Annotated in this window: 19 protein-coding genes; 5 read left to right on the top strand and 14 right to left on the bottom strand. The window is 69.5% G+C overall.

Annotated features, from left to right (window positions below; genetic code table 11):
• Window positions 1–4 precede the first annotated feature (4 nt).
• Window positions 5–1,018, top strand: coding sequence for a WD40/YVTN/BNR-like repeat-containing protein (locus PO78_RS20460; protein WP_004303219.1), 1,014 nt, complete (start codon window positions 5–7; stop codon window positions 1,016–1,018).
• Between the two features lie 211 nt (window positions 1,019–1,229).
• Here the strand turns inward: PO78_RS20460 and PO78_RS20455 are convergent, their stop codons facing one another.
• The 11 genes from PO78_RS20455 to PO78_RS20405 form a co-directional block, all read right to left on the bottom strand.
• Window positions 1,230–1,637, bottom strand: coding sequence for a thioesterase family protein (locus PO78_RS20455; RefSeq protein WP_004303224.1), 408 nt, complete (start codon window positions 1,635–1,637; stop codon window positions 1,230–1,232).
• A gap of 64 nt (window positions 1,638–1,701) precedes the next feature.
• Window positions 1,702–3,792: a CoA-binding protein gene (locus tag PO78_RS20450; protein ID WP_012585762.1), complete on the bottom strand. Its 2,091-nt coding sequence runs from the start codon at window positions 3,790–3,792 to the stop codon at window positions 1,702–1,704.
• 50 nt (window positions 3,793–3,842) lie between these two features.
• A complete protein-coding gene (paaK, locus tag PO78_RS20445; protein ID WP_004303010.1) occupies window positions 3,843–5,162 on the bottom strand; it encodes a phenylacetate--CoA ligase PaaK in 1,320 nt (439 codons plus the stop codon).
• Window positions 5,152–6,507 (bottom strand): NADH-dependent phenylglyoxylate dehydrogenase subunit beta, encoded by a 1,356-nt coding sequence (gene padI, locus PO78_RS20440; protein ID WP_004303011.1) that lies wholly within the window; start codon window positions 6,505–6,507, stop codon window positions 5,152–5,154. The genes paaK and padI overlap by 11 nt, the downstream gene beginning before the upstream one ends.
• A 10-nt stretch (window positions 6,508–6,517) precedes the next feature.
• On the bottom strand, window positions 6,518–7,774 hold the full coding sequence (gene padH / locus PO78_RS20435; protein WP_004303012.1) for an NADH-dependent phenylglyoxylate dehydrogenase subunit epsilon: 1,257 nt from the start codon (window positions 7,772–7,774) through the stop codon (window positions 6,518–6,520).
• Window positions 7,775–7,798: 24 nt separating this feature from the next.
• Window positions 7,799–9,055 (bottom strand): NADH-dependent phenylglyoxylate dehydrogenase subunit alpha, encoded by a 1,257-nt coding sequence (padG, locus tag PO78_RS20430; protein WP_004303013.1) that lies wholly within the window; start codon window positions 9,053–9,055, stop codon window positions 7,799–7,801.
• Window positions 9,052–9,354 (bottom strand): NADH-dependent phenylglyoxylate dehydrogenase subunit delta, encoded by a 303-nt coding sequence (gene padF / locus PO78_RS20425; protein WP_004303014.1) that lies wholly within the window; start codon window positions 9,352–9,354, stop codon window positions 9,052–9,054. Before padF ends, padG begins: the two co-directional genes overlap by 4 nt.
• Window positions 9,351–9,923 carry an NADH-dependent phenylglyoxylate dehydrogenase subunit gamma gene (gene padE / locus PO78_RS20420; protein WP_004303015.1) on the bottom strand — a complete coding sequence of 191 codons (573 nt, stop codon included), beginning with the start codon at window positions 9,921–9,923 and terminating at the stop codon, window positions 9,351–9,353. The genes padF and padE overlap by 4 nt, the downstream gene beginning before the upstream one ends.
• Before the next feature lie 65 nt (window positions 9,924–9,988).
• The gene (locus PO78_RS20415; RefSeq protein ID WP_043746502.1) at window positions 9,989–10,870 is read right to left on the bottom strand and encodes a DmsC/YnfH family molybdoenzyme membrane anchor subunit; all 882 of its coding nucleotides are present in this window, start codon (window positions 10,868–10,870) and stop codon (window positions 9,989–9,991) included.
• Window positions 10,867–11,517, bottom strand: a complete 651-nt coding sequence (locus PO78_RS20410) for a 4Fe-4S dicluster domain-containing protein (protein ID WP_004303017.1) — start codon at window positions 11,515–11,517, stop codon at window positions 10,867–10,869. Before PO78_RS20410 ends, PO78_RS20415 begins: the two co-directional genes overlap by 4 nt.
• Window positions 11,514–14,255 carry a molybdopterin-dependent oxidoreductase gene (locus PO78_RS20405; protein WP_012585757.1) on the bottom strand — a complete coding sequence of 914 codons (2,742 nt, stop codon included), beginning with the start codon at window positions 14,253–14,255 and terminating at the stop codon, window positions 11,514–11,516. The genes PO78_RS20410 and PO78_RS20405 overlap by 4 nt, the downstream gene beginning before the upstream one ends.
• A 345-nt stretch (window positions 14,256–14,600) precedes the next feature.
• Here PO78_RS20405 and PO78_RS20400 point away from each other — a divergent pair, with 345 nt between their 5' ends.
• Entirely contained in the window at window positions 14,601–15,254 is a 654-nt protein-coding gene (locus PO78_RS20400) for a CBS and ACT domain-containing protein (RefSeq protein ID WP_004303019.1), read from the top strand.
• Between the two features lie 253 nt (window positions 15,255–15,507).
• Here PO78_RS20400 and PO78_RS20395 read toward each other — a convergent pair whose 3' ends face one another.
• Genes PO78_RS20395 through PO78_RS20385 form a run of 3 tightly spaced genes read right to left on the bottom strand, consistent with a single transcriptional unit; the run spans window position 15,508 to window position 18,604 of the window.
• Window positions 15,508–16,047 carry a ferritin-like domain-containing protein gene (locus PO78_RS20395; protein WP_043746498.1) on the bottom strand — a complete coding sequence of 180 codons (540 nt, stop codon included), beginning with the start codon at window positions 16,045–16,047 and terminating at the stop codon, window positions 15,508–15,510.
• Window positions 16,044–16,883, bottom strand: coding sequence for a 2-oxoacid:ferredoxin oxidoreductase subunit beta (locus PO78_RS20390; RefSeq protein WP_004303021.1), 840 nt, complete (start codon window positions 16,881–16,883; stop codon window positions 16,044–16,046). Before PO78_RS20390 ends, PO78_RS20395 begins: the two co-directional genes overlap by 4 nt.
• A 2-nt stretch (window positions 16,884–16,885) precedes the next feature.
• The gene (locus tag PO78_RS20385; protein WP_012585756.1) at window positions 16,886–18,604 is read right to left on the bottom strand and encodes a 2-oxoacid:acceptor oxidoreductase subunit alpha; all 1,719 of its coding nucleotides are present in this window, start codon (window positions 18,602–18,604) and stop codon (window positions 16,886–16,888) included.
• A gap of 318 nt (window positions 18,605–18,922) precedes the next feature.
• On the opposite strand from PO78_RS20385, the gene had reads away from it, so the two are divergent.
• The 3 genes from had to PO78_RS20370 are packed head-to-tail and all read left to right on the top strand — an operon-like array spanning window position 18,923 to window position 21,952.
• A complete protein-coding gene (gene had, locus PO78_RS20380; RefSeq protein WP_004303023.1) occupies window positions 18,923–19,990 on the top strand; it encodes a 6-hydroxycyclohex-1-ene-1-carbonyl-CoA dehydrogenase in 1,068 nt (355 codons plus the stop codon).
• 52 nt (window positions 19,991–20,042) lie between these two features.
• The gene (gene oah, locus PO78_RS20375; RefSeq protein WP_004303024.1) at window positions 20,043–21,176 is read left to right on the top strand and encodes a 6-oxocyclohex-1-ene-1-carbonyl-CoA hydratase; all 1,134 of its coding nucleotides are present in this window, start codon (window positions 20,043–20,045) and stop codon (window positions 21,174–21,176) included.
• A complete protein-coding gene (locus PO78_RS20370; RefSeq protein ID WP_012585755.1) occupies window positions 21,176–21,952 on the top strand; it encodes a cyclohexa-1,5-dienecarbonyl-CoA hydratase in 777 nt (258 codons plus the stop codon). Before oah ends, PO78_RS20370 begins: the two co-directional genes overlap by 1 nt.
• Window position 21,953 lies beyond the last annotated feature (1 nt).

Genomic DNA, 21,953 nt, shown 5'->3' with positions numbered 1-21,953 from the left:
GGACATGAACGCCTTCTCGACGCCGCGCCGCGTGCGCTTCTTCGCGACCCGCATCGCGGCCTGCTGCGCGGCGCTCTGCGCGAGCCTGGCGCCCGCTGCCGGCGATACGTCGGTGCACGGCGCGGCCGCCGCTGCCGCCGCCTTCGTACCGCGGCCTGCGGTGCGCTCGGCCTTCGCCGAACGCAGCATGATCCTCGACGCGACCCGTGCGGGCCCCCGCCTCGTCGCGGTGGGGGAGCGCGGCGTGGTGCTGCTCTCCGACGACGACGGCGCGCACTGGCGCCAGGCGGGCAAGGTGCCGGTCGACGCGACCCTGACCGCGGTGAGCTTCGCCGACGCGCGCGAGGGCTGGGCGGTGGGGCATCTCGGCGTGATCCTGCACAGCGCCGACGGCGGCGAGACCTGGAGCGTGCAGCGCATCGACCCTGTCGAGGACAGGCCGCTGTTCGCTGTGGCGTTCACCGACGCACGCAACGGAGTCGCGGTCGGGCTGTGGTCGCTGATGCTGCGCACCCGCGACGGCGGCCGGACCTGGGAGGCGGCGGAGCTGCCGCCGCCGCCGGGCGACACGCGCGCCGACGCCAACCTGATGAGCGTGTTCGGCGATGGGGAGGGGCGACTATTCATCGCCGGGGAGCGCGGCCTGGTGTTGCGCTCGCTCGATGGCGGCGCGACCTGGAGCTATCATCCGACCGGCTATCGCGGCACGTTCTGGAGCGGCACCGCGCTCGCCGACGGCACGCTGATCGTCGGTGGCCTGCGCGGCAGCGTCTATCGCAGCACCGACAACGGCGAACACTGGCAGCGCGTCGAGACCGGCTCGCAGAGCTCGGTCACCGACCTCGTCGCCTTCGACGGTCGCGTGCATGCGGTCGGCCTCGACGGTGTCAGCCTCGACAGCCGCGATGGCGGGGCGAGCTTCGCGGTGGAGCGGCGGGCGGATCGCCTGTCGCTGACCGCCGCGGTGGCGACGGCCGGTGGTGTGCTGCATTTTTCGCGCGCTGGCCTGGTGCGCTGAAACGGGTGGGCGCGCAATTCAGGCGCCGTATCGCGGCTCGCGCCGCTCCTGCGGAGAACCGCTTCCGCCGTGCGGGAGCGCCGCAGGGCGCGAACGGTGGCTTGCAGCAGCGATGACGCGGGATCCATGCGCCGTATCGCGGCTTGCGCCGCTCCTACGGAGAACCGCTTACGCCCTGTAGGAGCGCCGCAAGGCGCGAACGCTGGCCCGCTCAGGCCGCCTGCGCCTTGGCGAGCTTGCCGAGCAGGCGCTGGCGGGTCTTGTCGACGCCGACCACGAAGCGGTTGTGGCGGCCGCGGGCGACCTCCTCGAGGGCGTCGCGCGCGCTGAACTCGAACACCACCGCAGGGCCATCGACCTGGACCAGCTTGACGGTGATCTCGATCCACATGCCGAGCAGGGTGGCGCCGACGTGGTCGAGCTCGACGCGGGTGCCGACCGAGTCCTTGCCTTCTCCGATGTGCTGGAGCAGCAGGTCGCGGCAGCACACCTCGATGTCGTAGAGCAGCGCGGGGGTGGAATAGACGCGGCACTCGTCGCCCATGAAGGCGATCGTGCGGGCGGCGTCGATATCGTACTTGCGGGTGAGGCTGAGGCCGGGTTGAAGGGTGTCGCTCATCGTCTGTCTCCGTCTGCGGGTGGTTGGGTGTGTGTTCGTGCTGCGGGGTGCTTGCGGGCTGGAATCACGATTGGCCGAAATGGCGGCGGATACGCTCGGCGTCCAGGCGGGCCTCGACGTGGCGCACCAGCGCGCGGGTGCCGCGCGCGACGTTGCGGAACACGCATACGCCGCGATCCATCAGGCCGGCGGCCATGGCGTCGTAGAGGCGGCCGGCGTCGACGACCGCGACGATCGGCTTGTCTGTGCGCGCCACCAGCGGCGGCAGGGTGTGCACCGTGCTCTCGGGGTCCGACAGGTCGTAGCCGGGGCGCAGCCTGCTCTGTTCGAGCGCGCGCACCATGGGGGCGGTGGGGTCGAGGCCGACCACGACCGCGTCGACCTCGGGATCCTCGATCATCGCGGCGGTGATGCGCACGTGGGCGTCGTCGTCGGCGCCCGGGTTCATGTCGAGCGGGTTGCGCACCTCGACCAGGGCGGCGAGCTTCTTCTCGGCCAGCACCGCCTCGATGCGGCCGACGGTGTCGGCGGACAGCGCGGCCATGCGCATCGAGAAGGTCTCGCCGACGATCGCGTCCGCGGCGCTCACCGCCTCGAAGCCGGCGCCGCTCGCCGCGGCGAGGCGGTCGCCGCCGATGCGCTTGGCGTGCAGGGTGCCGGCCATGTAGAAGAGGTCGTCGAAGACCTCGACGTCGTCGGTGACGGTGGCGCCGGCCTGGGCGAGCACCGAGGCGAACAGCACCGGGTCGCCCGCGATCGAGGCGGTGTGGCCCATCACGCCGGCCTGGCCGGCCTCGCTGCGGCCCGACTTGTACACCACGACCTGCTTGCCGGCGAGCACCGCGCGCCGCACCGCGCGCGCGAAGGCCAGGCCGTCGAGGTCGCGGAAGCCTTCGACGTAGATGCCGATGCTGTCGACGTCCTCGCGCGCGGCGAACCAGGACAGCAGGTCGCCGTGGGTGAGGTCGGTCTGGTTGCCCATCGCGATCATGTAGCGCGGGTCGAGCCAGGGGTTGTGCGAGAGCCGGGTGATCATGAAGGCGCCGCTCTGGCTCAGCATGACCGCGCGGCGTTCGGGTGCCTTCTGCGGCTTGGGCAGGCGCTCGAGCGGAATGAACCAGGAGTCGTAGCGCCCCGGGTGCGAGACCACGCCGAGGCAGTTGGCACCGAGGAAGATCGGCCCGCCGTCGCCGCACGCGTGCGCGGCGTTGATGCGGGCCGCCAGGTCGGCGGCGGGCGCGCGGCTCTTCGCGGTCTCGCCGAGGCCGCCCGGGATCAGCATGACGGCCTCGACGGTGCCGGCCGCGATGATCTCGTCGACCAGGGGGTAGACCGCGTCGGCGGCGACCGCGACGATCAACAGGTCGAGCTTGCCCTCGATCGCGGCGAGGTTCTCGATGCAGGCGACGCCGTCGATCTCGCCGCCGCCCGGGCGGATCACGCACAGGCGCTCGGGCGCGCAGCCGCTGCCGAGCAGGTTGCGCAGGATGATGCGACCGAAGTTCATGCCGCTGGCCGAAGCGCCGACGATGCCGATGCGCTCGGGGTGGAGCAGGCGGTCGATCTTGTGGATCGGTCGTGCCACGCGCAGCGGCGGAGGGGCGCCGACGCTGCAGCGCGCCGCGACAACCCGGACAGCCTCGCCGTCGCAGGCGCAGTCCAGCGCCAGCTCCTGCAGCGCGGCCTGCGCGCCCGGGGCGTCGGGCAGGCCGCCCGCGGCCAGCTGCAGCGCGGCCTCGAAGAGGCGGGCGAGCGCCGCGTCCGGGGGCTGCACGCCGCGACGGGCGGCGAGGGCGGTGATGCGCTGCCAGGCGATCGTGCGACGGAAACGCTCGAGGAAGTCCTCGCCGTCGGTGAGCTCGACCGCGGCATGCACTGCCGCGCGGTCGCGCGCGAAGTTGGCGGGGTCGAGCGCGCCGTCGAGGCCGCCGGCGCCGGCGCTGAGCACCAGGCCGAACTCGCGCGTGGCATGGACGCGGATCGACAGTTCGATCGCGTCCGCTGGCGCGGTCGTGGTGTGCAGGTCTGCGGCGGCGAGCAGGCGGGCGAGCTCGTCGGCGTCCAGCGTCGCGCGCCCGGTTGCGAGGGCCGTGCGGTAGTGCTGCGCGGCCTCCCCTGCTGCGCGGCTGGCGGCATGGCTTCGGACTTCGGTCATCGGGTGTCTCCGTGTCTGTTCTTGTGGGGTGATGCGTTCCCGACGCGCCCTCAGGCGGTGCTGGTTGCGGCGTTGCGGCGGTCGATCACGCGCTTTGCCTTGCCGACCTGGGTACGCTCGATGCTGTCGGGGTCGAGGATCTCGATCTCGGCGCTGATGCCGACGAAGCTCTTGATCGCGTGCCGGACCTCCTCGCCGATCTGGCGGCGCAGGCCCTGGCCGATGCCGTCGGCGAGCTCGGGGCGCAACTCGGCGCGGACGGTGAGCTGGTCGAGGTGACCCTCGCGGGTGAGCACGAGCTGGTAGTGGCCGCACAGCTTGTCGTGGCGCAGCAGCACCTCCTCGATCTGGGTCGGGAAGACGTTGACGCCGCGGATGATCAGCATGTCGTCGCTGCGCCCGGTGATCTTGTCGATGCGGCGCATCGCGCAGCCGCTGCCGGGCAGCAGGCGGGTGAGATCGCGGGTGCGGTAGCGGATCACCGGCATCGCTTCCTTGGTGAGCGAGGTGAACACCAGCTCGCCACGCTCGCCGTCGGGCAGCACCTCGCCGGTGACCGGGTCGATGATTTCGGGATAGAAGTGGTCTTCCCAGATGTGCGGGCCGTCCTTGTGACCGACGAACTCGCAGGCCACCCCCGGGCCCATCACTTCGGACAGGCCATACACGTCGATCGCGTCGATGCCCAGCACGCGCTCGATCTCGGCGCGCATCTGGTTGGTCCACGGCTCGGCGCCGAACATGCCCAGCCGCAGCGTGGTCGCCGAGGGGTCGAGCCCCATGCGCTGCATCGTGTCGGCCAGTGTCAGCATGTAGGACGGCGTGGCCATGATCACCGTGGGGCGGAACTCCTGGATGAGCTGGATCTGCTTCTCGGTGTTGCCGCCGCCCATCGGGATCACCGTGGCGCCGAGCGCCTCGCCACCGTAGTGGGCGCCGAGGCCGCCGGTGAAGAGGCCGTAGCCGTAGGAGTTGAGGATGATGTCCTCGCAGCTCGCGCCGGCCACGCGCAGCGAGCGCGCCATGACCGCGGCCCAGCGCTCGATGTCGCCCTTGGTGTAGCCGACCACGGTGGGGCGGCCGGTGGTGCCGGACGAGGCATGCACGCGCACGATCTTGGCCATCGGCACCGCGAAGAGGCCGTAGGGATAGTTGTCGCGCAGGTCCTGCTTGGCGGTGAAGGGGAACCTCGCCAGGTCGGCCAGGCCGCGCAGGTCGGATGGCCGCACGCCGGCGGCCTCGAAGGCGTGCCGGTAGTGCGGCACGTTGTCCCAGGCGTGCTGCAGCGACCAGCGCATGCGCTCGAGCTGCAGCGCCTGCAGCTCGGCGCGGCTCATCTGCTCCGGGGGGGACGGCTTCTCATTGCTCATCGGCCTGCTCCGCGATCTTGCGCACGAAGCGCAGGTTCTCGGCCACCTTGTTCTGGATGTGCTCGACCTGCTCCGGGCTGAGGTGGCGGAAGCGCCCCATGGCCTTGAGGTAGTCGGCCACCGGCAGCGGCTTGTCCACCGGGCGGGTGAAGTGCAGCCCGGCCTCGGGGGTGTATTCCCACAGGGTGACGAAGTTCGACTCCACCGCCTTGCGCGCGACCTCGATGTTGAGCGCGCTCTGGAAGCGCCAGCCGGTGGTGCAGGGCGAATACACGTGCAGGTAGGCGAAGCCCCGCTCGGAGGCGGCGAGGGCCTTGTCGAGCTTCTCGTAGAGGTCCTCCATGTACGCGGTCGACGCGGTGGCGACGTATTCGCAGCGGTGGTTCACCATGATCATCGGCAGGTTCTTGGCGTCCTGCGTCTTGCCGCGGCCATGTGCGCCGATCGGGGTGGTCGAGGTCCATGCGCCGTAGGGCGTGCAGCTCGAGCGCTGCATGCCGGTGTTCATGTAGCCCTCGTTGTCGACCACCATGAAGAGGATGCGCTCGCCGCGCTCGGCCGCGCCCGAGAGCGACTGGAAGCCGACGTCCGAGGCGCCGCCGTCGCCGGCGATCGCCATCGCGGTGACCTTGCGGCCGACGCGCTCGTACTGGCGCTTGACCCCGGCGAGCATCGACGCGGTGTTGGTGAGCAGCGGGTGGAAGACCGGGACCTTGGTGCCGGTGGTGCCGTTGAAGCCCACCGAGCCCATGCCGGGCACGCAGCCCGGCGGGGTGGCGAGCACGGTGTCGGGGCCGACGCGGCGCAGCGCGTGGCGCATCAGCAGCTCGGTGTTGCAGCCCTGGCAGCCGGCCAGGCCGGGTGCGAACAGGTCTTCCCAGCTGCCGACCTCGTTGTAGATGCGCGCGGTGGTGATGTGGCGCAGCGCGCCGGTGGGGCAGGCGGGCACGCAGGCCGGCTTGCCCTCGCAGGTGTCGCACTTGCTGACACGGCCGCTGTGCTCGTCGAGCGCGATGCCGGCGTAGGTGCAGCCGATGGTGCACAGCAGGCAGTCGACGCACTTCGAGGCGTCCCAGTCGATCACGCCGGTGGTGCCGTTCTTGCCGAGCGCGCCCGCCGGGCACACGGTGACGCACTTGGGATCGGCGCACTGGCGGCACAGCGCGAGCTCGAACTCGCCCGGGCGGGGCGGCTCGATGCGGGCGCCGCCGCTGCGCACGATCTGGATCAGCGAGCGCGTGGTGTCGGTGGAGTCGAACTTGACGCTCGCGCACGCCGTCATGCATTTGCCGCAGCCGTCGCACTTGGCGGGGTCGAAGGCGATGGTGGAGTAGGCTTGTCCCATGATCTTCCCCTTAGCGCCAGAGCTGCGACATGAGCTCGCGGCCGGTGGCGAGCGGCTGCGCGAAGAAGCGTTCGCGCAGCGGTCCGAGATCGGTGCGGCGCAGGATGAGCTGGGCCATCACGCCGGCATCGAAGAATTCATTCACCCCGAAGATGCCGGTCAGGCGCTCGTCGCGGTCGAACACCGCGCGCAGGTAGCGCCCGCTCGCGGCGTCGAAGCGCACCTGCGCGCGCCCGCCCTCGGGGACCGCGGCGCTGCCCACCGAGATCGCGTGGCGGCCGAAGAAGTGGTAGGTGTTGAGCGGCAGACCGCCCGCGTAGGGCTTGAGCCCGGGATCTTCCGCCATCGCCATGCCGGCGATGCGGCCCTGGAGCGTGGCGTCGGGCAGGATCGCGTTCATCACCGGCGTGCCGGTGAAGAAGCCGCGCGCCTGCGCACAGTCGCCGGCGGACCAGACGTCCTCTGCGCTCGTGCGCATGGTGTCGTCGACCAGGATGCCGCGCTCGGTGGCGATGCCGCTGCCGTCGAGATAACCGAGCTCGGGGCGCACGCCGACCGCGACCAGCAGCAGGTCGGTGGGGATGGTGTCGCCGTTGTCGAGCTTCAGGGTGGCGCCGTCGGCGCTCGGCTCGAGGCCGACGACGCGGTGGCCGGTGCGGATCTTCGCGCCGTTGCCGAGGAAGGCCTGCTCGATCATGCCGGCGGCGACCTCGTCGAAGTAGCCGGAGGTGAGCTGCTTGCTCATCTCGACGATGGTGACGCTGGCCCCGGCCTTGACCAGGTTTTCGGCGGCGTGCATGCCGACCAGGCCGGCACCGAGCACGACCGCGTTCTTCGACGCGGCCATCGCCGCACGCAGCCGGGTGGCGTCGTCGAGCGTGCGCAGCACGTGGTAGTCGACGCGCTCGATGCCGGGGATGGGCGGCACGATCGGGCTGGCGCCGGTGGCGAGGAGCAGCTTGCGGTAGCCGATGGTGCTGCCGTCGGCCAGGCGCGCCTGATGCGCCGCGGGGTCGAGGCCGGCGAGCGCGCAGCCGCTGCGGTAATCGACCTTGTTCGCGGTGAAGAAGTCGTCGTCGCGCAGGAACACGCGTTCGGGCGTCGAGCGCCCCGAGACCACGTAGGGCAGCACGGTGGGCGAGTAGGGGCGGTGCGGATCACGGGTGACGACGGTGATGCTGCCGTCGCCGTCGTGCATGCGGATCGCGTTGATGGCCTCGAGCGCGGCGTGGCTGCTGCCGGCGATCAGGTAGTCGGTGGTGTGCATGGCGGTTTCCTCGGTCCTTGGCGCTCAGTCTTTGGCGTTGAGCCACACCGGCTCGTCGGAGGGCGCTCGCTCGAGCAGGGCGCGGGTCTCGTCGATGACGCGGTGGAAGGTGGTGACGGTGAGGTCGGCGCCGGCCAGGCCGCCGATGAAGCTTTGCGCCGGCACCTGGCGGCCGAGGCGGTAGAGCACGCCGAGGGTTTCCTGGAACATCGGGCCGCAGTTCCAGCGGAAATTGACCGAGCGGTCCACCACGCCGAGCGCACGCACGCCGCGCAACGCGTGTTGCAGCGCTTCGACCGGGAAGGGGCTGAAGGTCTTGATCTTGATGAGGCCCACCTTCTCGCCGGCCGCGCGGGCCTCGTCGACCGCGTCCTTGGCGGCGCCGGTCATGCTGCCCAGGGTCATGATCGCGTACTCGGCGTCGTCGAGCCGGTATTCCTCGACCAGCGGTGCGAAGCGGTGGGCTTCGCCGAAGCGGCGCGCCCAGTCCTCGTGCATCTCGGTGATCACGTGCAGTGCGTTCTTCATGCCGGCGCACTGGCCGCGGCGGTAGCGCACGAAGGTCTCCGGACCGTTGCCGCCCGAGCCGCCGGTGAGCGGGTCGACCGCCATCGGACGCAGCGGGTCGAGGGCGACGTGCCAGTTGACGTCCTTGTGTCCCATGAAGTCGTCCACCTCGGCCTGATCGGGCATCTCGATGCGCGAGGTGCCATAGGAGAGGTAGTTGCCGTCGAGGCAGACGTTCACCGGCAGCATCACGTCGTGATGCTCGGCGAGGCGGAAGGCCATCACCGTGGTGTCGAGGACTTCCTGGACGGTCTCGCAGTACATCTGGATCCAGCCCGCCTCGCGCACCGTCATCGCGTCCTGGTGGCCACCCCACACCGACTGCGGGGTGATGCCGTCGCGGGTGACGATGGTCATCACCAGCGGCAGGCGCATGCCCGAGGTGCGGAAGTAGGGCTCGAACATGAAGGCGAGGCCGGGGCCGCAGGTCGCGGTGTAGGTGCGTGCGCCGGCGAGCGCGCCGCCCTGCAGCACCGACAGCACCGAATGCTCGCCCTCGGCATCGACGATGTCGGCGTCCATCCTGCCGTCGGCGATGAGCTTGGCGAGCTTCTCGACCAGCGAGGTTTGCGGCGTGATCGGGTACACCGCGACCATGTCGGGGCGGGCGAGCGCGACGCCGAGCGCGGCGGCCTCATTGCCCTCGCACAGCATCAGCTGCGGTGCCGGGCGCTTTTCGGTGGTGGGAGCGGTGTCGAGCGTGGTGGTGTTCATTGCGCCTCCGGAATCATGGTGATCGCCCGCTGCGGGCATTCGTGCGCGCAAATGCCGCAGCCCTTGCAGGTCTTCATGTCGAAGTCGAACCAGGCGGCGTGCTCCTCGACGCACTGCACCGGACAGTAGAGCCAGCACACCGCGCACTTGACGCACTTGTCGCGATCGACGACCGGGCGGAAGCTGCGCCAGTCGCCCGGCAACATCGGACTCTGCTCGGTGGCGACCGGACAGAGGTCGTCGGGAACCCCGGCCTCCTTGAGGTGCCAGGCCGGGTAGTGTTGGTGGCGTTCGCTCATGCTGTGATCCTCCGTTCGAGGGTGTGCACGGTCGTTTCCGCATAGCCGCGCTCGAGGGCGTCGAGGTTCTGCCGCAGGCCGGCGTCGCGGAAATCGGATTGCTCGATCACCTTCTTCAGCGCCTCGAGCGAGACCTGGCCGGTGCTGCGCGCGAAGGCGCCGAGCATCAGGGTGTTGGTGATCGGGCGGCCGAAGATCTCGGTGGCGATGCGCACCGCGTCGCACAGGCCGACGGTGCCGACGCTGTCGGGCACGTCGATCTCGGCGAGCGGGCGCGAGGTCGCCTGCACCAGGGTGCCGCCGGGCTTGAGGCCGGCGAAGATGTTCACGGTGCGGGCGAGCGCGGGATCGACGCAGACGATGCAGTCGGGTGCGTAGATGTTGGTGAGCTGGCGGATCGGCTGTTCGCTCGCGCGGATGAAGGACACCACCGGCGCGCCGCGGCGCTCGAAGCCGAAGGCGGGAATGGAGACGGCGTACTTGCCGTCGAACACGAGTGCGGTCGCGAGCAGCTGGGCCGCAAGCACCGCGCCCTGCCCGCCACGACCATGGATCCTGACCTCGTACATGCGCTTTGCTCCTGATTTCGGCGGCGGTCCGGCATGGTCCGCCGCCCCGGGGTGGAGGGAGGGGTTCAGTTCCAGCCCGGCTTGACGCCGGGGTGCGAATAGCCGGGGGTGCGCGCGGGAACGTGCTGCAGCGCGAAACCCTGGGTGTAGGCGATGCGGGTGATGAGCGCGAGCTTGAACAGCCAGCCGCTGGCGGCGACCGCGATGCCTGCGAGCGCGAGCAGTGCGGTGCCGAAGCTGCCGCCGGCGAAGAGCGCGATCAGCAGCACCGCCGCCGGCAGGGTGTGGCCGAGGAGGAGGAAGTGGCGATCGTTCTCGCGCAGCGCGCGCAGCGTCTTCAGGGGGGCGTTGTTCGGGCGGGCGAGATGGGCGGCGTAGCGCCGCGACAGCCAGAAGCGCAGCACGACCAGCACCAGCAGCGGGAAGGCGAACTCGGCGCCGGGCGAGCGGACGAGCAGCGGCGAGAGCAGCGCGAGCATGCCCGCGCCTTCGGCGAGCCCGGTGACCACGATCAGCGGCAGCAGCGCCGGCTCGCGCCAGGCCGGGATGCCGCGCGCGGCCTGCAGGATGCGCGCCTGGCAGTACAGGAAGACCAGGCCGGTCAGGGCGGCGAGCCAGGCGAAGAACAACCAGCCGCTGAGCAGCGCGATGAGGCCGCACAGGAAGAGCGGGCCGGCGACGATCGCCTCGCGGGTCATCCACGAGGTGCGCGCGTGGAAGAAGACGTTGAGCGCGCGCAGCGGACGACCGATCTCCATCCACACGCAGAACAGGCCGACGCCGATGAAGGCGAGCGCGAGGAAGAGCGGCAGGCCGATCGCGGTGCCGTGGCCGCTGGCCGCGATCGCGCTCCACAGCAGCAGTCCGGCGCCGGTGCCGCCGCCGATGAAGTTGCCCGCGGCACGTTCGTCCCAGAAGGGCTGCAGTTCGGGTTCGACGCCTCTCATTGCTTTTTCTCCCAGAGATAGAAGAAGCCGGGGCCGGTGCCGAGCTCCTCGTGCATGCGGAAATGCTCGTTCTCGCGCAGCAGGCGCGAGGCCTTGCTGTCGGGGTCGTCGATGTCGCCGAAGGTGAGCGCGCTGGCGATGCAGGCGTTGGCGCAGGCCGGGGTGGCGTCGGGATCGACGCCGGGCACGAGGCCGTGGGCGTGGCCGTAGTCGATGCGGTCGGAGCAGAAGGTGCACTTGGTGGCCACGCCGATGCGCGCCGGGTCGGTACGCTTCACCTCGTTGGCCATCTTGCCCTCGCCATAGGCGGGGGTGTCGCGGGTGACCTTGTAGCGCGCGTTGTACGGACAGGCGACCGAACAGTAGGCGCAGCCGATGCACAGGTCGTAGTCGATGGTGACCAGACCGTCGGCGCGCTTCTTGGTGGCGGTGGTGGGGCACACCGTCTCGCACGGCGGCTCGTCGCAGTGCTGGCATCCCACCGGGACGAAGCTGCGGGTGACGTCGGGGAATTCGCCCGCCTCGACGTCGAGCACCCAGCGCCATTGCACGCCCGGCGGGGTGGCGTTGGTGTGCTTGCAGGCGGCGGTGCAGGTCTGGCAGCCGACGCAGCGGCGCAGGTCGACCACCATGGCGTAGCGGGTCATTGGGCACCTCCGATGCGCTTGATCGACACCGGCACGATGTCGGCGGCCGAACCGGTGGCGTCGGTCAGGTCCATCAGCATCGGCACCAGGGCGTTCATGCTGGGGACGTCGAAGTCCTTCGCGTAGGGCGTGATCCAGTGGTCGAACTGACCCACCATCAGCAGGGTGTCGGGGCGGATGCCCTGGCGCAGCACGACGCGACCGCGGGTCTCGCGCAGCGGCGAGCGCACCTCGACGAGGTCGCCGTCCTCGATGCCGAGCTTGCGTGCGGCCGTCGGGTTCATGATCACGCCGCGGTGGCCCTTCACGTTGGCGGCCACCTCGCGCACCATCTGCAGGCTGACGTTGCCGCCCCAGGAGTACTGCATGCTGCGCGCGGTGAGCAGCCAGAACGGGAAGTCCTCGTCGCGCCCGCCCAGGTTGGAGATCACCGCGTGCTTGATGAGGTGGGAGAAGTCGTGGAACTCGGGCAGCGGGCGGTATTCGGTGAGCTGGCGGTCCCACCAGTCGATGCCGGATTCGTGCAGGCGGCGGCCGAGTTCCTCGCCGATGCGGTAGATGCGCTCCTGGTAGGGCATCTCGAAGCGCAGCCCCTGGTCGACCAGGTGGGGATAGAGATACCACTGCAGGCGCGGATACTCGATGGTGCGGAAGCCGTGCTCCTTCCACCACTCCAGCCCGTGGTCCTCGGCGCCTTCGGTGAGCTCGGCGCTGGCCGCGCGGCAGCTCGCGTCCCAGATCTCCTCGACCCCGTAGGCGTGGTCGGGCTGCAGCGAGAAATCGTAGTTCGGCCCCTTCAGCGGCACGCCTGCGGCGCCGCGGTTGATCGCCTTGTTGTACGGCTCGAGGATGCCCGCGCGGCGGGCCAGTTCGGTGCTGATCCAGGTGAAGTCGCGGGTGTCGCCCTGCGTCGGCACGACCGGTTGGCGCAGCGCGAAGCCCTGGTGGTCCCAGAACTGCTCGACGTACTTGGTGCCACCGATGCGCAGCATCTGCAGGCCTTCGAGGTCGGTGCAGTCGGGCAGCAGGATGTCGGCGAAGTGGTTGGTCTCGTCGCGGGTGTAGGTGAAGGCGACCACGAAGGGGAACTTCGCCACCGCCTCGGCGACCTGGGGCGTGTCCCAGAACGAGATCACCGGGTTGGTGCGGTAGAAGAACCAGACGTCGGGCTGGGTGGGCTCGGGGAAGCTCTCGAAGCCGTGACGCTGCTGCATCCAGGCCAGGTGGGTGGGACCGAGCGCGGCGCTCCACGCCGAGTTGGCCACCAGCGGCACCAGGGTGCGGTTGGCGTTGCGGATCTGCGGGCGCGAGATCCAGTTTTCCTTGTCGGTCGGGTTGAACGGATAGTCCATGAACCCGTCGACGCCCGGCTTGGCGCTGCTCTGGCGGTCGTTGGCTGGGCGGTTCAGGCGCACCGCGGTGCCGATGGTGCCGCCGGGCACGTCGAGCGCGCCGACCAGGCAGGCCATCAGCGTGCGCGCCCAGCAGCAGTCGTAGCCGCCCCAGCCGTTATTCACCGTCTTGCCGAGCGTGACCGCCACCGGGCGATAGGGCAGGGTGCGACCCTCGATCTCGATCGTCGCGCCGATCTCGGCATGGTCGAGGTATTCGTTGGCGATGCGGCGGATGGTCGCCGCCGGTACGTCGCAGATGCCCTGCGCCCACTCCGGGGTGAAGGTGCGCTCGTGGTCGAGCAGCTTGCCGAAGGCGCTGCGCACCGGCGCGGCCTCATGGGTGACGAGTTCCTGGTCGGGCAGCACCTCGAGGCCGGAGGCGAGGAAGTCGCCGTCGAGCGCGGGATCGATGCCGGGGGTGTCGAAGACGACGGCCTTGCCGGACTTGAGGTCCCACACCAGCGGCTTGCGGGTGTCGGGATCGCGCAGGTAGAAGCCATTGGGCGCCACCAGGTAGGGCGACGCCGTCATGTGCTTGAGGAAATCGATGTCCAGCCGCGAGCGTGCGTTCTCGAACAGCATCACGTGGATCATCGCGTGCATGCAGGCGGCGTCGGTCTTGGGCTTGATCGGCAGCCACTCGGCGGAGCAACCGCCGGTGACCGACAGGTGCGGCTCGACCTGCACGCGCTTGACGCCCTGCTCGACGCGTGCGGCGGCGTGGCGCCAAACGCCGCATACGCCGCCCGAGGCCTCGATGTTGCTGCCGAAGGACAGGATGTACTTGCTGCGCGGCGTGTCCGGACAGACGATGAAGGCGCGATGCCAGAGCTCGCCGTAGAGGTGCTCGGAGTGGTAGCACTTGACGCCCTGGCCGCTGCCGAAGCTCATGTCCACCGGGCCCCAGGCCGCCAGCAGGGCGGGGAAGGTGCCCATGTAGGCGGTGGGCGTGCCGCCGCCGCCGAAGCTCGCCGCCACGCGCGGGTAGCCCGAGGCGTCGAGCAGGCCGGTCTCGCGGATGCCGCGCAGCTTGGCGGCGATGGTGTCGAGCGCCTCATCCCAGGAGATGGGCACGAAACGCGGGTCCTCGTGGCGCCCCTTCTTCGGGTTGGTGCGCTTCATCGGCTGCAGGACGCGGTTCGGGTTGTAGGTCTTCTGCACGAGGCCGAAGGCCTTCACGCAGACCCGGCCCGCGGCCGGATGCACGTCCTCGGCGTCGAAGTTCGGCTCGACGGCGGTCGCCACGCCGTCCTCGACCTTCACCTTGAGCAGGTCCGGCCCCGCCACGCACTGGTAACAGTAGGTGGCGACCTTGGTTGTGCCCTGTGGGCTGCTGACGGTCATCAGGTGTCTCCTCCGGTGGTGTGCGGGCGAGGCTGAGGCCGCCCGCTCCCCCTTCTTGGCTTATGGGATGAATCCTAGAACTTATGACTGACCGGTCGGTTGATATTTGTCAAACAGTAACGTTGACGTGAACGTAATTTTTTTGTGTAGAGTTAACGTTAGCGTTAACTATAGGCGCTGCTTGGGGATGTGGGTTTCCGATAAACTGCGTTCCAGCCGCAGATCCGGCGACCGCATGCGCGCTGGTCCGTGTCCGGCCGGGGCCGCGTCGCGTGCCCGCTATTCCTCTTGTGCTGTCTCGAACCCGCTGTTTACCGCTGTTTCTTCTTCCAACTGGAGTGACCCATGTTCGTCGAAAACATCATGACCCGGGAGGTGCTGCACGTCGGTCCGGAGGCCTCTTTCTCGCAGGTCTCCGAGATCATGCGGCTCAAGAAGGTGCGCCACGTGCCGGTGATCGACCAGGATCGCAAGGTGCTGGGCATCATCTCGCATCGCGACGTGCAGCGCGCCCAGCCGTCCATGATCACGACGCTCGACGTCGGCGAGGTGAAGTACCTGCTGTCCAAGATCACCGCGGCGGACATCATGCACAAGTCGGTGGTGAGCTGCTCGCCACGCACGCAGATCGAGGAGGCCGCGCGCATGATGCGGCCCAAGAAGCTGGGCTGCCTCGTCGTGGTGGACGACGCCGGGCGCCTGGTGGGCATCGTCACCAGCGTGGACCTGCTCGATTTCTTCCTCGACATCACCGGCTGCTGGGTCGAGGGTGCGACGCGGATCACCGTGAAGTTGCAGGATCGCGCCGGCCAGCTCGCCGCGCTGCTCGCCTCGGTCAATGCGCAGGGCGGCTACATCGTCTCGGTGGTGTCGCCGCGCACGCCGCAGTCCGAGGGCTTGCGCACCGCGACCATCCGCTTCGAGGCCAAGGATGCCGGCGCGGTCGTGCAGGGCCTGCGCGAGGCGGGCTACGAGCTGAGCGTCGATCAGACGGCGTGAGATGTGAGATGTGAGATGTGAGGCGTCAGGCCTGGGGGGGTGAAGACCTCTCGGCCTGGCGCCTCGTCACATCCGGTCGCAGTGTCGTCGGTCGACGGCGGACGGGCGCAGCTCGAGATCCTTCGCTCGGGATTTCCCTTCATCCTCTCCGCAGGCATCTTTCGCCCGACCTCCAAAAGCCGATGCGCACGCTGGTCTCCCAGCGCGCGCATCGCTCCTGGCGCCTCATGTCTGGCGCCTTACCCCTTGCTCCTCAACCCTGCAGCAAGGGCGGATCGGGGTCCTCGTTCCAGCCCTTGGGCGGGGGCTGGAAGCGGGCGAGCCAGCCTTCGAGCAGGGTGACGTGCTCGCGCTCGGTCTCGCACAGTTCGGCGGCGAGCTTGCGGATGTCCTCGCGCTCGGCCTGGGCGACGAGGCGGTCGTAGAAGTCCACCCCGCGGCGCTCGGCCTCGAGCGCCATCGCGATCGCCTGGTAGGGATGCATCATGTAGTGCAGGCCTTCTGCCGACACCGACGGCGCCTCCGGGCTCTCGGGGGCTTCCCAGGAGTATTCCCACGGTGCGATGTGGGGCAGGGTGTGTCCCTCGCTGATGTCGTTGACGTTGTCGACGTGCAGCTTCTCGATCTCGGCCAGCTTGCGGAAGAGCACGGCGACGTCGCGGTTGTTGTGGGTCTCCATCTGGTCGGCGAGTGCCTCGTAGCGCTCGACCGCCTCGACTTCCATCGCCAGCGCATGGGCCAGCAGGTGCTCCACCGAGTGGATGCCGGTTTCCTGCGGATCGGGTTTGCTCATAACACGAACTCCTTCTCGAGATCTGCAACTGAATCGACGCTCGCCGGCTGCCCGGGCTGGAAGGGCTTGCGGCTGCCGCGGAAGAGCACGCCGACGTTGAAGCCATCGTCGGACATCAGGCGGCGCGCGGCGCGCGCGGGGTCGTCGGTCGGGTCGACCGCGGCGGGATGCACCATGTCCTTCCAGTCGCGCTGCTCGGGACGGAAGGTGACGCAGGGGCTGAGCAGCTGCACGAAGGAGAAGCCGGGATGGCGGATCGCCTCGGTGATGAGCTTCGCGGTGCCGTTCTGGTCGCCGGAGAAGCCGCGGGCGATGAAGTTCGCGCCCGCGGCGAGTGCGATCACCAGCGGGTGGAAGGGGTTGATGCCGGTGCCCTGCGGGGTGAGCTTGCTCTTCTCCCAGTCGGGCGCGGTGGTCGGCGAGGCCTGGCCCTTGGTCATGCCGTAGACCTCGTTGTCCATGACGATGTAGGTCATGTCGACGTTGCGCCGGCAGGCGTGCATGAAGTGGTTGCCGCCGATCGAGAAGCCGTCGCCGTCGCCGCCGGAGGCGATCACGGTGAGCTCGGGGCGGGATACCTTGATGCCGGTGGCGATCGGCAGGGCGCGGCCATGCACGCCGTGGAAGCCGAACACGTTGGTGTAGGCGGGCAGGCGCGAGGAGCAGCCGATGCCGGAAACGAGGGCGACGCGCTCGGGCGGGATCGACAGCTCGGCGAGCGCCTTGGTGATCGAGCCGAGCACCGAGTAATCGCCGCAGCCCGGACACCAGACGGGCTTGACCTCGGACTTGTAGTCGCGCGCGGAGTAGCTCGGGCAGGTGGATGTGGCTTCCATGTTCAGCTCCAGTCGGCCAGTTGGCGGAAGATTTCGTTCGGACGGATCGGCAGCGGGCCGGGCCGGTGGAAGGCGCGCACGCTCCCCGGGAGGTCGTAGTGGGCGCGCAGGTAGCGGTGGAACTGGGCGCCATGGCTCTGCTCGACCACGAGCACGCGCGCCACGCCCGCGAGCGCGGCGGCGAGCTGTTCCGGGCGCACCGGCGAGATCAGGCGGATCGACACCAGGCGGGCACGCCCGCCGCTGGCGCGGAAGCGCTCGAGCGCCTCGCGCACCGGCCCGGTGGTGGAACCCCAGGTCAGCACGGCGATGTCGCCGTCGCCCTCGATGTCGGCCCAGTGCGTGCCGTAGTCGTGCAGGGCGAGCTTGCGCAGACGCTTGTCGAGCTGGGCGCTGTGGTCGGCCGCGCCGCTGGACGGGGTGCCGAACTCGTTGTGCTCGAGGCCGTCGGCGGTGTACTGGTAGCCCTTCATGCCGGGTACGGCCATCGGCGAGACGCCCGACGCGGTGTTGGTGTAGCGGCGGTAGCGTTCGGCCGCCTCGCCCTCGGGCATCAGGCGGACCGCGCGCAAGCCGGGATCGGCGGGCGGCGAGATCGTCGCCCGGCTCTGGCCGAGGGACTGGTCGGAGAGCACGATCGCGGCGGTCTGCAGGGTATCGGCGAGATGGACCGCCCACTGGGTGGCGAAGGCGCAGTCGGCGAGCGAGTTGGGCGCCACCACCAGGTGCGGGGCGTCGCCGTGCAGGCCGTAGAGCGCGATGTTGAGGTCGCTCTGCTCGGACTTGACCGGGATGCCGGTGGAGGGGCCGCCGCGCATCACGTTGACCACGGTGATCGGGGTCTCCGAGGCGACGGCGAGACCGAGCGATTCGGTCATCAGCGCCAGGCCGGGGCCGGAGGTCGCGGTCAGCGAGGGCACGCCGGCGTAGGAAGCGCCGATGATCTGGTTGATCGAGGCGAGCTCGTCCTCGGCCTGCACCAGCACGCCGCCGAGCTTGGCGAGGTTGGGTGCGAGCCACTCCAGCACCTCGGTGCCCGGGGTGATCGGATAGGCGGCGACGAAGCGGATGCCGCCGCGCACCGCGCCGAGACCGGCGGCCTCGTTGCCGGTGATGCTCCACAGGCGCTCGCTCTGGCCCTGGGCGGTGGCCAGGCGGGGGCAGGGCGGCAGGTCGGCCGCGAAGGCCATGCCTGCACGCACCGATGCCTCGCTGGCGGTGCGCGCGGCCTCTCCCTTCTTGGCGAGCGAGTCGCGGACCACACCGAGCACGGCGTCCTCGGGAAGGCCGACGAGGCCGGCGACCGCGCCCAGGGCGATCATGTTGGGGCGCCCGCCCTCGATCGTCTTGGCCATCTTCTTGAACGGGATGTCTGCCGACCGCGTGCCCTTGGCGCGGATGGCCTCGGGGAATTCGCCGCCGTCGGGATCGCCGACGACCAGGCTATCGGCGGTCATCGGGATCTCGGCGGAGAAGCGCCCGACGTTCTCCCAGTCGATGGCGACCAGCAGATCATATTGATCGTCGTGCGACTGCACCGGCGACGTAGACAGACGCATCATCGCGGCGGCCTCGCCGCCGCGGATCTGCGCGCCCGACGAGCGGGTCATGTAGGCATACCAGCCGGCACGGCCGGCGGCGTCGAGCAGCATGTTGCCTGCGGTCATCACCCCCGCGCCGCCGCTGCCGGCGAATGTTATCGATACCGATCGGGCTGTCATCCTCGTTCTCCAATGTTCGACCTTCGACCGGCGGGTGCCGGCGCGGTCCTGTTCAGGGCCCATGCGCGCGTCCCCCTCGGGTGAAGCGGGCACGGCGCCGACCGGAGGCTGGTTGGGTTGCAGCGCCGCCTTCGCAGCGCTCACCTCCGATGTGTCGAAGTTTACGTTGACGCAAACGTCAATCTGTTGACTTTGGTCAACTGCCCTCCTGCCGGCCTGATTTAACTTTGCATCCAACGCGGCGGCAGGAAGCAGTCGATCCAGTCGCCAATCAGATCGATCAAAGTTGACGCGAACGTAAACGGAAGGAGTGGGTAGATGAGCACCAAACCGTATCGCTGGATGATGGTGGAGCCGGGTCGGCCGATGGTCCGCACCGAGTTCGAGATCGGCGAGCTGGCCGCCGACCAGGTGGTGGTCGAGGTCGCCGGCTGCGGCGTCTGCCACACCGATCTCGGCTACTACTACGACGGCGTGCGCACCAACCAGCCGCTGCCGCTCGCGCTCGGCCACGAGATCAGCGGCCGGGTGGTGGGCGCGGGCAGCGCGGCGGGGCAGTGGGTCGGCCGCGCGGTGGTCGTGCCGGCGGTGATGCCGTGCGGGACCTGCGAGCTCTGCACGTCGGGACACGGCACCATCTGCCGCGCCCAGGTGATGCCCGGGAACGACATCCAGGGCGGCTTCGCCTCCCATATCGTGGTGCCGGCGCGCGGCCTGTGCGCGGTCGATGAGAAGCGCCTCGCCGCCGCCGGACTGCAACTCGCCGACGTGTCGGTGGTGGCCGACGCGGTCACCACGCCCTACCAGGCGGTAACGCAGGCCGGAGTCGAGCCTGGCGACGTCGCGATCGTGATCGGGGTGGGCGGCGTCGGCGGCTACGCGGTGCAGATCGCCAACGCCTTCGGTGCGAGCGTGGTGGCGATCGACGTCGATCCGGCCAAGCTCGAATTGATGTCGAAGTACGGTGCGGCGCTGACGCTCAATGCGCGCGAGGTGACCGGACGCGACCTCAAGAAGGCGATCGAGGCGCACGCCAAGGCCAACGGCCTGCGCACCACGCGCTGGAAGATCTTCGAATGCTCGGGCAGCGGTGCCGGCCAGACCAACGCCTATAGCCTGATCAATCACGGCGCGACGCTCGCGGTGGTCGGCTTCACGATGGACAAGGTCGAGGTTCGCCTCTCCAACCTGATGGCCTTCCATGCCCGCGCGCTCGGCAACTGGGGCTGCCTGCCCGAGTACTACCCGGCCGCGCTCGACCTGGTGCTCGACGGCCGCATCAACCTCGCCAATTTCGTCGAGCGCCACCCGCTCGCGCAGATCAACGAGGTCTTCGAGGCGGCTCACGCGCACAAGCTCAGCCGCCGCGCGATCCTGACCCCCTGATCCCGCACCCCCTACCAATCCGACAAGAGAGCAGACAGAGGAGCCATACGAGATGAAAGAAACGACGCAACGCGTGATCGATCAGACTGCGCCCAAGCACTTGGTCGACCATAACCTGGTGCCCGAGACGGTGGTGCCGGGCGTGATCTACGAGAAGCGCCCCGCGCGCAATCTCCAGGGCGAGGTGGTGCCGGGCCTGTACAACGCCTGGATCTGGCTGGACAACCCCAAGCAGTACAACTCCTACACCACCGACATGGTGAAGGGCCTGATCCTTGCCTTCCGTGCCGCGTCCTGCGCCCGCGACGTCGCCACGGTGGTGTTCACCGCGGTCGGCGACAAGGCCTTCTGCACCGGCGGCAACACCAAGGAATACGCCGAGTACTACGCCGGCAACCCGCAGGAATACCGCCAGTACATGCGTCTTTTCAACGACATGGTGTCGGCGATCCTGGGCTGCGACAAGCCGGTGGTGTGCCGCGTCAATGGCATGCGCATCGGTGGCGGCCAGGAGATCGGCATGGCGGCGGACTTCACCGTCGCCCAGGACCTGGCCAACTTCGGCCAGGCCGGCCCCAAGCACGGCTCGGCCGCGATCGGCGGTGCGACCGACTTCCTGCCGGTGATGATCGGCTGCGAGCAGGCGATGGTGTCCGGCACCCTGTGCGAGCCGTTCTCGGCGCACAAGGCCTACCGCCTCGGCATTTCCTCGCAGATCGTCCCCGCGCTCAAGATCGATGGCAAGTTCGTCGCCAACCCGCTGGTCATCACCGACCGCTACCTCGACGAGTTCGGCCGCATCATCCACGGCGAGTTCAAGACCGGCGACGAACTGGCCGCCGGCAAGGAGCTGCTCAAGCGCGGCGAGATCGACCTTTCCCTGCTCGACGAGGCGGTCGAGAAGCTGTGTGCCAAGCTGATCTCCACCTTCCCCGAGTGCCTGACCAAGAGCTTCGAGGAGCTGCGCAAGCCCAAGCTCGATGCCTGGAACCGCAACAAGGAGAACAGCCGCGCCTGGCTCGCGCTCAACATGATGAACGAGGCCCGCACCGGCTTCCGCGCCTTCAACGAGGGTACCAAGGAGACCGGCCGCGAGATCGAGTTCACCGACCTCCGCCAGGCGCTCGCCGTCGGCACGCCCTGGACGCCCGAGCTGATCGAAAGCCTGATGCCGGGGGCGAAGTGATGGGCGAGGCGATCAACCCGCTCAAGGCCTGGCTGGAGCGCGACGGCGGCCTGCTCCGCCTGCGCCTGGCGCGGCCCAAGGCGAACATCGTCGATGCCGCGATGATCGGCGCGCTGCAGCAGGCGCTCGGCGCCCACCTCGGTTCGCCCGCGCTGCGCGCGGTGCTGCTCGATGCCGAGGGCCCGCACTTCAGCTTCGGCGCCAGTGTGGACGAGCACATGCCCGAGCAGTGCGCGCAGATGCTGAAGACCCTGCATGCGCTGGTGCGGCAGATGCTCGACAGCCCGGTGCCGATCCTGGTCGCGATCCGCGGCCAGTGCCTCGGCGGCGGGCTCGAGGTGGCGGCGGCGGGCAACCTGCTCTTCGTGGCGCCGGATGCGCGCCTGGGGCAGCCGGAGATCCGCCTCGGCGTGTTCGCGCCTGCGGCCTCCTGCCTGCTGCCGCCGCGCGTCGGGCAATCGCGTGCCGAGGAGCTGCTGTTCTCGGGGCGCAGCATCGACGGCGCCGAGGCGTTCCGCATCGGCCTGGCCGACGTGCTGGCCGACGACCCCGAGGCGGCCGCGCTGAAGTGGTACGACGAACATCTTGCTGCGCTGAGCGCCAGCTCGCTGCGTTTCGCGGTTCGGGCCGCACGCTGCGACCGGGTGCCGGCGATCAAGCAAAAACTGGAAACCGTGGAGGCCATGTATCTCGAGGAGCTGATGGCCAGCCACGATGCGGTGGAAGGTCTACGGGCCTTTCTTGAGAAGCGTTCTGCAAACTGGGAGAACCGTTGAC

Origin of the sequence: Thauera sp. SWB20, from assembly GCF_000831325.1 — a bacterium.
Taxonomy (GTDB): Bacteria; Pseudomonadota; Gammaproteobacteria; order Burkholderiales; family Rhodocyclaceae; genus Thauera; species Thauera aminoaromatica.
Note: the sequence above shows the minus strand (reverse complement) of the source record. Positions and strands in the feature narration are given on the sequence as shown.